Annotated in this window: 1 protein-coding gene and 1 pseudogene; one reads left to right on the plus strand and one right to left on the minus strand. The window is 75.5% G+C overall.

The genetic code is table 11. From position 1 onward, the window contains the following. Positions 1-209: 209 nt before the first annotated feature. Positions 210-1,190 carry an RluA family pseudouridine synthase gene (locus ACFW6B_RS30290; RefSeq protein ID WP_386600896.1) on the plus strand — a complete coding sequence of 327 codons (981 nt, stop codon included), beginning with the start codon at positions 210-212 and terminating at the stop codon, positions 1,188-1,190. Here ACFW6B_RS30290 and ACFW6B_RS30295 read toward each other — a convergent pair. Then, positions 1,184-1,393 (minus strand): annotated as a pseudogene (locus tag ACFW6B_RS30295) (hypothetical protein); the annotation flags it as partial. The gene ACFW6B_RS30290 and the pseudogene ACFW6B_RS30295 sit on opposite strands and share 7 nt — an antisense overlap.

Here is a 1,393-nt window from a genome sequence, read left to right on the forward strand (position 1 = left end):
TCCGGGGGTCTCGTATTTTTATAAAATCGCCGGCGGCCGATCGCGCCCGGTCCCTCCCCCCCCACCCCACCCCCGAACTGACGGGAGGGGTGTACCCGCGTGACGCGGGTACACCCCGGACGCATGTACGGGAGCACGCCCGACGCGTCACGGCGGGAGCACCGCGCACCGGGCCTTCACGAGGCGGGCGGCGAAGGAGCGGGCGCCGGATGCCTCGTACGCTTGGCCGGGTGAGACGCAAGCCCCGGATCCCGCCCTCCCCCCTCCCCCAGCGCCGCGGGGTCGACCCCGTGCGGATCAGACTGCCGCACCAGGGGGACTGGGCCACCGCGCGGGCGTACCTGGTGGACCGGCTCGCGGCGGGCGACGGCGTCATCGACGCGATGATCGGCGACGGGCTGGTCCTGCGCGAGGACGGACGGCCGCTGACCGCCGAGGAGCCCTACGTGCCGGGGACGTTCCTGTGGTTCCACCGCGAGCTGCCCCACGAGGAACCGGTGCCGTTCCCGGTCGGCGTGGTGTACCGCGACGAGCACATCGTCGTCGCCGACAAGCCGCACTTCCTGGCCACGACGCCGCGCGGGAGCCATGTCGCCGAGACCGCCCTCGCCCGGCTGCGCCGGGAGCTGGAGCTGCCGGAGCTGGGCGCCGCGCACCGTCTCGACCGGCTGACCGCCGGTCTCGTGCTGTTCACCGTACGGCCCGAGGAGCGCGGCGCGTACCAGACGCTGTTCCGCGACCGGCTGATCGGCAAGGAGTACGAGGCCGTGGCACCGTACGACGCCGGTCTTCCGCTGCCGCGCACGGTCAGCAGCCGCATCCTCAAGGAGCGCGGGGTGATGGCCGCCCGGGAGGTGGCGGGCGAGCCGAACGCGGTCAGCGGGATCGGCCTGGTCGAGCACCGGGACGGGCTCGGGCGTTACCGGCTGGCTCCCCGCACCGGGCAGACCCATCAGCTCCGGGTGCACATGAGCGCGTTGGGCGTGCCCATCCTCGGCGATCCGCTGTACCCGGTGGTGACCGGGCCGGTGCCGGCCGGCGACTTCCGGCGTCCGCTGCAACTGCTGGCGCGGAGGCTGGAGTTCACCGATCCGGTCACCGGCCGGGCGCACCGGTTCGTCAGTGGGCGGACGCTGGAGGCGTGGACCTCGTACGAGACCTGGTCGGGCCGGGGCGCCGGGGATCAGTAGCCGCGCCACCAGCGCAGGAGGCGCTGCCAGGCGCCGGGCCGGCCGGCGACGGGCCCCGGAGCGGCGGCCGGGGCGGACTCGGGGGGTGCCGGCAGCGGTACGGGCCCGGCCGGTACGGGCCCGGCCGGTACGGGCCCGGCCGGTACGGGCCCGGCCGGTACGGGCCCGGCATCAACTCGCCCGGCCCCAACGGGCCCCGCCGG

It is taken from the genome of Streptomyces sp. NPDC058751 (assembly GCF_042746485.1).
Classification (GTDB): Bacteria; Actinomycetota; Actinomycetes; order Streptomycetales; family Streptomycetaceae; genus Streptomyces.

Bases quoted from the DNA above. Each gene is read 5' to 3' on its own strand.
- ACFW6B_RS30290 (WP_386600896.1), top strand. From the start codon at position 210: ATGCCTCGTACGCTTGGCCGGGTGAGACGCAAGCCCCGGATCCCGCCC.